Annotated in this window: 6 protein-coding genes and 1 pseudogene; 5 read left to right on the forward strand and 2 right to left on the reverse strand. The window is 58.7% G+C overall.

Going from position 1 to position 7479, the window contains the following annotated elements; genetic code table 11:
• The 5 genes from ACIQ3A_RS12515 to ACIQ3A_RS12535 form a co-directional block, all read left to right on the forward strand.
• Nucleotides 1-685 (forward strand): methylmalonyl-CoA mutase family protein (locus ACIQ3A_RS12515; protein ID WP_396432064.1); only part of this gene is annotated, 685 nt, incomplete at its 5' end.
• The gene (gene meaB / locus ACIQ3A_RS12520) at nt 682-1707 is read left to right on the forward strand and encodes a methylmalonyl Co-A mutase-associated GTPase MeaB (protein WP_396432065.1); all 1026 of its coding nucleotides are present in this window, start codon (nt 682-684) and stop codon (nt 1705-1707) included. The genes ACIQ3A_RS12515 and meaB, both read left to right, overlap by 4 nt.
• A gap of 33 nt (nt 1708-1740) precedes the next feature.
• On the forward strand, nt 1741-3273 hold the full coding sequence (locus tag ACIQ3A_RS12525; protein WP_396432066.1) for an acyl-CoA carboxylase subunit beta: 1533 nt from the start codon (nt 1741-1743) through the stop codon (nt 3271-3273).
• Nucleotides 3274-3292: 19 nt separating this feature from the next.
• Nucleotides 3293-5341 (forward strand): acetyl-CoA carboxylase biotin carboxylase subunit, encoded by a 2049-nt coding sequence (locus ACIQ3A_RS12530; RefSeq protein WP_396432067.1) that lies wholly within the window; start codon nt 3293-3295, stop codon nt 5339-5341.
• Nucleotides 5342-5818 carry a VOC family protein gene (locus ACIQ3A_RS12535; protein ID WP_396432068.1) on the forward strand — a complete coding sequence of 159 codons (477 nt, stop codon included), beginning with the start codon at nt 5342-5344 and terminating at the stop codon, nt 5816-5818.
• 118 nt (nt 5819-5936) lie between these two features.
• On the opposite strand, the gene rsxB is transcribed toward ACIQ3A_RS12535, so the two are convergent.
• Nucleotides 5937-6635 carry an electron transport complex subunit RsxB gene (gene rsxB, locus ACIQ3A_RS12540; protein WP_396432069.1) on the reverse strand — a complete coding sequence of 233 codons (699 nt, stop codon included), beginning with the start codon at nt 6633-6635 and terminating at the stop codon, nt 5937-5939.
• Nucleotides 6636-6640: 5 nt separating this feature from the next.
• Nucleotides 6641-7479 (reverse strand): annotated as a pseudogene (locus ACIQ3A_RS12545) (polyhydroxyalkanoate depolymerase); the annotation flags it as partial.

Here is a 7479-nt window from a genome sequence, read left to right on the forward strand (position 1 = left end):
CCGTGACAGCGCCAAAGTGCAGGCCGCGCTGGCGGCCCTGAGCGCTTCGGCCGAGTCGGGCCAGGGCAACTTGCTGGACCTGTCGATCCAGGCGGTGCGTTTGCGTGCCACGGTGGGTGAAATTTCTGACGCGCTGGAAACCGCCTTCGGCCGTCACCGTGCCGACACCCAAAAGGTGACGGGCGTCTACGCCGCTGCTTACGACGACGGCGACAACGTGGGAGACACCATGGAATACTGGAACCAGCTCAAAGCCGACATCGCCGAATTCGCCGACAAACAAGGCCGACGCCCTCGCGTGATGATTTCTAAGTTGGGTCAAGACGGTCACGACCGGGGTGCCAAAGTGGTGGCCACGGCGTTTGCCGATCTGGGCTACGACGTGGACATGGGACCGTTGTTTCAAACACCGGAAGAGTGCGCCCGACAGGCAATTGAAAACGATGTGCATGCCGTGGGTGTATCCACTTTGGCCGCTGGACACAAGACCCTTGTGCCCGCCATCATTGCCGAGCTGAAAAAGCAAGGGGCCGACGACATCATCGTGTTCGTTGGGGGTGTGATTCCACGTCAGGACTACGACTTCTTGTACGAAGCGGGTGTCAAGGGCATTTACGGCCCCGGCACACCGATCCCGGTCAGCGCCAAAGACGTGCTGGAGCAAATCAAGAAGGCGCTCGGGTGAGCCCTGTGCAGTTGCTCGATGGCTTGCTGCACGGTAACGCGGCCGAGCAGCGCCGCGCCATGGCCAAAGCCATCACGCTGCTCGAATCCACCCGCGTGGACCACCGTGCCCTGGCCGATGAGCTGCTCACGGCCATGCTGCCGCACACGGGCCAGTCGTTTCGGCTGGGCATCAGCGGTGTGCCGGGTGTCGGCAAATCCACCTTCATCGAAGCGTTGGGTTTGTATTTGATTGGCCAAGGCTACCGTGTGGCGGTGCTGGCGGTGGACCCGTCCAGCACGGTGTCTGGTGGTTCCATCCTGGGCGACAAAACCCGCATGGAGTTGCTGAGTGTGCACGAGCGCGCCTACATTCGCCCCAGCCCCAGCAGCGGCACTTTGGGAGGCGTGGCCGAAAAAACCCGCGAGTCCATGCTGGTGTGCGAAGCTGCTGGCTATGACATTGTGATGGTCGAGACGGTCGGTGTGGGCCAGTCCGAGACGGCGGTGGCCAACATGACCGACATGTTTGTGCTGATGCAGCTGCCCAATGCGGGCGATGACCTGCAAGCCATCAAAAAAGGGGTGATGGAGTTGGCCGATTTGGTCGTCATCAACAAGGCCGACATTGATGCGATCGCTGCCACCCGTGCCGAGCTGCAGATCACCAGCGCCTTGCAATTGCTGGGCATGCATGGCGGCTCGGGGCACGCGCATGCTGACACCACGCTGTGGCACCCCAAGGTGGTGCAACTGAGTGCCCTGCTGAATCAGGGTGTTGACAGTTTTTGGGCTGCCGTCAGTGAGTTCAAGGACCTGCAAACCCGCAATGGCCGATGGGCCCTTCGCCGCCAACATCAAGCCTTGTCGTGGATGTGGGAGCGCATCGACGCCGGCCTCAAGCAAAATTTTCGGACGCAAGCGCGGGTGCAAGCGCTGCTGCCCCAACTCAGCCAACAAGTTGCAGCGGGCCAATTGGCCGCTTCGACGGCTGCCCGTCAATTGCTCAGCGCCTATGAAACGAAAAGTCAAAGCGCAGAGTGAATGAACAATCTTCCTGGAGAAAAGAGAGCCACCATGCAAGACATCAACGAACAATTGGAACAAAAGCGCGCTGCGGCCCGCTTGGGCGGCGGACAAAAGCGCATTGACGCGCAGCACGCCAAAGGCAAACTCACGGCACGCGAGCGCATTGAGGTCTTGCTGGACGAAGGCACTTTTGAAGAGTGGGACATGTTCGTTGAACACCGTTGCACCGACTTTGGCATGGAAGACAACAAGATTCCCGGCGACGGCGTGGTCACTGGCTACGGCATGATCAACGGCCGCTTGGTGTTTGTCTTCAGTCAAGACTTCACCGTGTACGGTGGTGCTTTGTCTGAAACACACGCCGAAAAGATTTGCAAAATCATGGACCAAGCCATGAAGGTCGGCGCACCCGTGATCGGCCTGAACGATTCGGGCGGTGCCCGCATTCAGGAAGGCGTGGCCTCGCTCGGTGGTTACGCCGATGTTTTCCAGCGCAACGTGATGGCCAGTGGTGTGGTGCCGCAGATCAGCATGATCATGGGGCCGTCGGCTGGTGGCGCGGTGTATTCGCCAGCGCTGACCGACTTCATCTTCATGGTCAAGGACACGTCTTACATGTTTGTGACGGGCCCTGAAGTGGTCAAGACGGTGACGCACGAAGAAGTGACGGCTGAAGAGCTGGGCGGCGCCCTGACGCACACCACCAAAAGCGGCGTGGCCGACATGGCCTTTGAGAACGACGTGGAAGCGCTGCTGATGTTGCGCCGCCTGTACAACTACCTGCCGCTGAACAACCGCGAAAAAGCGCCTGTGCGACCCAGTGGCGACCCCTCTGGCCGCTTGGACATGAGCCTGGACACCTTGGTGCCCGAGAATCCCAACAAAGCCTATGACATGAAGGAACTCATCGTCAAAACCGTGGACGATGGCGACTTCTTCGAGCTGCAGCCCGACTACGCCAAAAACATCCTGATCGGCTTTGCCCGCATGGAAGGCCAAACCGTGGGCATCGTGGCCAACCAGCCGCTGGTGCTGGCCGGTTGTCTGGACATCAAGAGCTCCATCAAGGCGGCGCGCTTTGTGCGCTTTTGCGATGCGTTCAACATCCCCGTCATCACTTTTGTCGACGTGCCTGGTTTCATGCCTGGCACCAGCCAAGAGTTTGGCGGCATCATCAAGCATGGCGCCAAATTGCTCTACGCCTATGCCGAGTGCACCGTGCCAAAAATCACCGTCATAACGCGCAAAGCCTACGGCGGCGCGTACGACGTGATGGCCTCCAAGCATTTGCGCGGTGACGTCAACTTTGCCTGGCCCAACGCCGAAATCGCGGTCATGGGTGCCAAAGGCGCGGTCGAGATCATCTTCCGTGAAGACAAGGGTGACCCGGAAAAACTGGCCGCCAAAGAAGCCGAATACAAAGCCCGCTTTGCCAACCCCTTTGTGGCGGGCGCACGCGGCTTCATCGACGATGTGATCCAGCCGCACGAAACACGCAAACGCATTTGCCGCTCGCTGGTCATGCTCAAAGACAAGAAAATCGAAAACCCATGGCGTAAGCACGGGAACATTCCGCTTTAAGCCGAAGGAGATGAAGAACATGTTTACCAAAATCCTGATTGCCAACCGCGGCGAGATCGCCTGCCGCGTCATTGCCACTGCTCAAAAAATGGGCATCAAAACCGTGGCCGTTTACTCGGAAGCCGACAAGGAAGCAAGGCACGTGCTGCTGGCCGACGAGGCTGTGCTGATTGGGCCTGCCGCTTCGCGCGAGTCGTATTTGGTCGCTGACAAGATCATCGCGGCAGCCAAGGCCACGGGCGCGCAAGCCATTCACCCGGGCTATGGTTTCCTGAGCGAGAACGCCGAATTCTCCAAACGCTGCGAAGACGAAGGCATCGCCTTCATCGGCCCACGCCACTTCTCGATTGCTGCCATGGGCGACAAGATCGAGTCCAAAAAGCTGGCGGGCGCTGCCGGTGTGAACTGCATTCCCGGTGTCAACGATGCCATTGAAACCGCAGAAAAAGCCGTCGAAATCGCCAAGAGCATTGGCTACCCCGTGATGATCAAAGCATCGGCCGGTGGCGGTGGCAAAGGCCTGCGCGTGGCCTTCAATGACAAGGAGGCCTTTGAAGGCTTCACTTCTTGCCGCAACGAAGCGCGCAACAGCTTTGGCGATGACCGCGTGTTCATCGAGAAGTTCGTCGAAGAGCCTCGGCACATCGAAATCCAGGTGCTGGGCGACAGCCATGGCAACGTGATTTATTTGAACGAGCGCGAGTGCTCGATCCAGCGCCGTCACCAAAAGGTGATCGAAGAAGCACCATCGCCATTCATCTCCGACGCCACCCGCAAAGCCATGGGTGAGCAGGCTGTGCAATTGGCCAAGGCCGTGAAATACCAATCGGCCGGTACGGTGGAGTTTGTGGTCGGCAAAGACCAGAGCTTTTACTTTTTAGAGATGAACACCCGCTTGCAGGTGGAGCACCCGGTCACCGAGGCCATCACGGGCCTCGATTTGGTCGAGATGATGATCCGGGTGGCTGCTGGCGAGAAATTGCCCATCGCGCAAGAAGACGTCCAGCGCAATGGCTGGGCCATTGAGTGCCGAATCAACGCTGAAGATCCGTTCCGCAACTTCTTGCCTTCTACGGGCCGTTTGGTGCGTTTCCAAACGCCCAAGCAAACCATGTTCCAGGGCAACACCGCCGACCTGTTTGGCGTGCGCGTGGACACCGGCGTGCAAGACGGCGGCGAGATCCCGATGTTCTACGACTCGATGATTGCCAAGCTGATCGTGCACGGCAAGGACCGCAACGAGGCGATTGCCAAAATGCGCGATGCGTTGAACGGATTTGTGATTCGGGGCATCAGCTCCAACATCCCTTTTCAGGCCGCCTTGCTGGCGCACCCCCGCTTTGTGTCCGGTGACTTCAACACAGGCTTCATTGCCGAGCAGTACAGCAAAGGCTTCCGTGCCGAAGATGTGCCGCACGACGACCACGATTTCTTGGCTGCACTGGCTGCCTTTGTACGCCGCAAGTCACGCCAACGCGCTGCCAACCTCAGTGGTCAGTTGCCGGGCTACGATGTCAAGATCGGCCAGGACTATGCGGTGGTCGAGTTGGGGCAGGGCGGCAACAACCGCTATGTGTCCGTGCATGTCGATGAGTTCACGGGCAAACCCGGTGTCGCGCAAATCACCGTGGGCGGCAAAACTTATGCGATTGAGAGCAACTCGCGTTTGAACGACATCCGCATTGAAGGCACGTGCAACGGCAAGCCGTTCACGGCGCAAATCGAACGCGGCACGGTGAAGAACCCATTGGCCTTGCAAGTGCAGCACAACGGCACCCGCATCGAAGCCTTGGTGATGTCGCCCCGCATGGCCGAGCTGCACAAGCTCATGCCCTACAAGGCACCGCCTGACCTGAGCCGCTTTGTGTTGTCACCCATGCCCGGCCTGTTGGTTGAGGTGTCGGTGCAGCCGGGCCAAAAAGTGCAAGCCGGTGAGCGGGTGGCCGTGATCGAAGCCATGAAGATGGAAAACGTGCTGTTCGCCACGCAAGACGGGGTGGTCAAAAATGTGGTCGCCGTCCAAGGCGAATCGCTCACAGTCGACCAGATGATTGTGGAGTTCGAATAAATGACACGTCCCTTCAAGGTTTTGGGTGTTCAGCAAATCGCCATTGGTGGCCCTGACAAGGGCCGTCTGCAAAAACTCTGGGTCGACATGTTCGGCCTGCAAGTGACCGGCACCTACAAAAGTGAACGTGAAAATGTGGACGAAGACATTTGCGCTATTGGTAGCGGCCCGTTCAAGGTCGAAGTCGATCTGATGCAACCGCTGGACCCAGAAAAAAAGCCCGCTGTGCACACCACGCCGCTGAATCACATCGGTTTGTGGATCGATGATTTGCCTGTGGCCGTGGAATGGCTCACAGCACAAGGCGTGCGCTTTGCACCGGGAGGCATTCGCAAGGGGGCCGCCGGTTTTGACATCACGTTTTTGCACCCCAAAGCGAACGAGGAGTTTCCGATTGGCGGCGAAGGCGTGCTGATCGAACTGGTTCAGGCGCCGCCTGAAGTGGTCAGTGCGTTCCAAAGGCTGGCCAACGCCTGATTTCAGTCAGATTGCCCTGTGCACGGCGCTAGCCGTTCAGACTGACAGACCTTGCAAAACGGCCCAGCAAAGGTCCCACCCAAGGGCCTTTGATCGACCACGCCATTTTGTGTTTGATTCAGGCAGCGCTGTTGCGTGCTTGGGCTTTGGCCAAAGCGGCCTGAAGGATTGCGCGCTTGCGGTCGATTTCGGTTTGGGCGCCTGGTCCTGAGTCGATCTTGGTGTGGGTGGGCAGATCCGAGAGTTTCATTTGGAGCTCAGCTTGCTGGTGAGCCTGGTGCTCATGCAGCTCACTTTGTAGGCGCGATTTTCGGTCTTGGTAACGCTGGCGTGCGGTGTCCGCGGCAGCAGAAGACCAGGCGGCCCAGCCGGTGTGTGTGCCTGTCACATTTTCCAATGAAATGCAGTCGACAGGGCACGCCGGGATGCACAGCTCGCAACCTGTGCACCAGGGTTCGATCACGGTGTGCATCAACTTGTTGGCACCCAAAATCGCATCGGTCGGACAGGCCTTGATGCACAGGGTGCAACCGATGCACCAAGCCTCGTCGATGATGGCCATTCGGCGTGGACCTTCGGTGCCGTGCTCAAAATTGAGGGGTGTCACTGGCTGACCCGTCAGTGCCGCCAGGCGCTCAATGCCCGTTTGCCCACCGGGGGGACATTGGTTGATGGGGGCACTCAATTCGGCCATCGCCAGGGCGTAGCTGGCGCAGTCAGGGAAACCGCAGCGCGTGCACTGCGTCTGGGGCAGTGCATCGTTCAACAATAGAAAAAGCGCCTGGGTCTCAGGCGCTGATGGCGGTAAAGCAGGCATGGACCTCAGGCTTTTTTCTTCGGAACAACCCAGGTGGTTTTGGCCGAAGTGTTGGGTTTGGCGACCGCCGTGGCCTTGCTGGTGGCCTTGACTGGGACTTTTTTGGCAACAGCGACTTTGACAGTAGGTTTTTGGGCGCGTTTGACCGCAGGAGTGGGCGCGGATTGGACGGTCTTGACGGTCTTGACAACCTTCACCTTCTGAAGAGCCACCGCCACGGTTTTTCCGGTTGTGTTCACTGCATGGCTCTTGATGAACTTGACCAGTTGGGGGTACACAATATCGCGCCAGCGACGTCCGCTGAAGATGCCGTAGTGGCCAGCGCCTTCCACTTCCAAGTGTTGGCGTTCGCTGGCCAGCACGCCACTGCACAGGTCTTGGGCAGCACGTGTCTGGCCTGAGCCTGAGATGTCGTCCAGCTCACCCTCGACGGTCAGCAAGGCGGTGTGCTTAATATCTTGTGGGCGAACACGTTCCACGCGGCCATCCACGCCTTTGACGTCCCAAGTGCCGTTGACCAGCTTGAAGTCCTGGAACACGGTCTGGATGGTTTCCAGGTAGTAATCAGCGTCCATGTCGAGCACGGCGTTGTACTCATCGTAGAACTTGCGGTGGGCTTCGGTGCTGGCGTCGTCACCCTTGATCAGGTCTTTGAAGTAGTCGTAATGGCTGGTGGCGTGGCGGTCGGGGTTCATGGCCACAAAGCCGGTGTACTGTAAGAATCCAGGGTAAACGCGACGCCCTGCACCCGGAAAATTGGCCGGTACTCGGTAGATCACATTGTTTTCAAACCAAGAGAAGCTTTTGTTGGTGGCCAGGTTGTTCACCGAGGTGGGCGATTTGC

Origin of the sequence: Limnohabitans sp. (assembly GCF_044361985.1) — a bacterium.
Classification (GTDB): domain Bacteria; phylum Pseudomonadota; class Gammaproteobacteria; order Burkholderiales; family Burkholderiaceae_C; genus Limnohabitans_A.

Excerpts from the sequence above, each read along its gene's own strand:
- ACIQ3A_RS12535 (WP_396432068.1), top strand. The coding sequence starts at position 5,342 with ATGACACGTCCCTTCAAGGTTTTGGGTGTTCAGCAAATCGCCATTGGT.
- ACIQ3A_RS12525 (WP_396432066.1), top strand. The coding sequence starts at position 1,741 with ATGCAAGACATCAACGAACAATTGGAACAAAAGCGCGCTGCGGCCCGC.
- ACIQ3A_RS12530 (WP_396432067.1), top strand. The coding sequence starts at position 3,293 with ATGTTTACCAAAATCCTGATTGCCAACCGCGGCGAGATCGCCTGCCGC.
- rsxB (WP_396432069.1), bottom strand. The coding sequence starts at position 6,635 with ATGCCTGCTTTACCGCCATCAGCGCCTGAGACCCAGGCGCTTTTTCTA.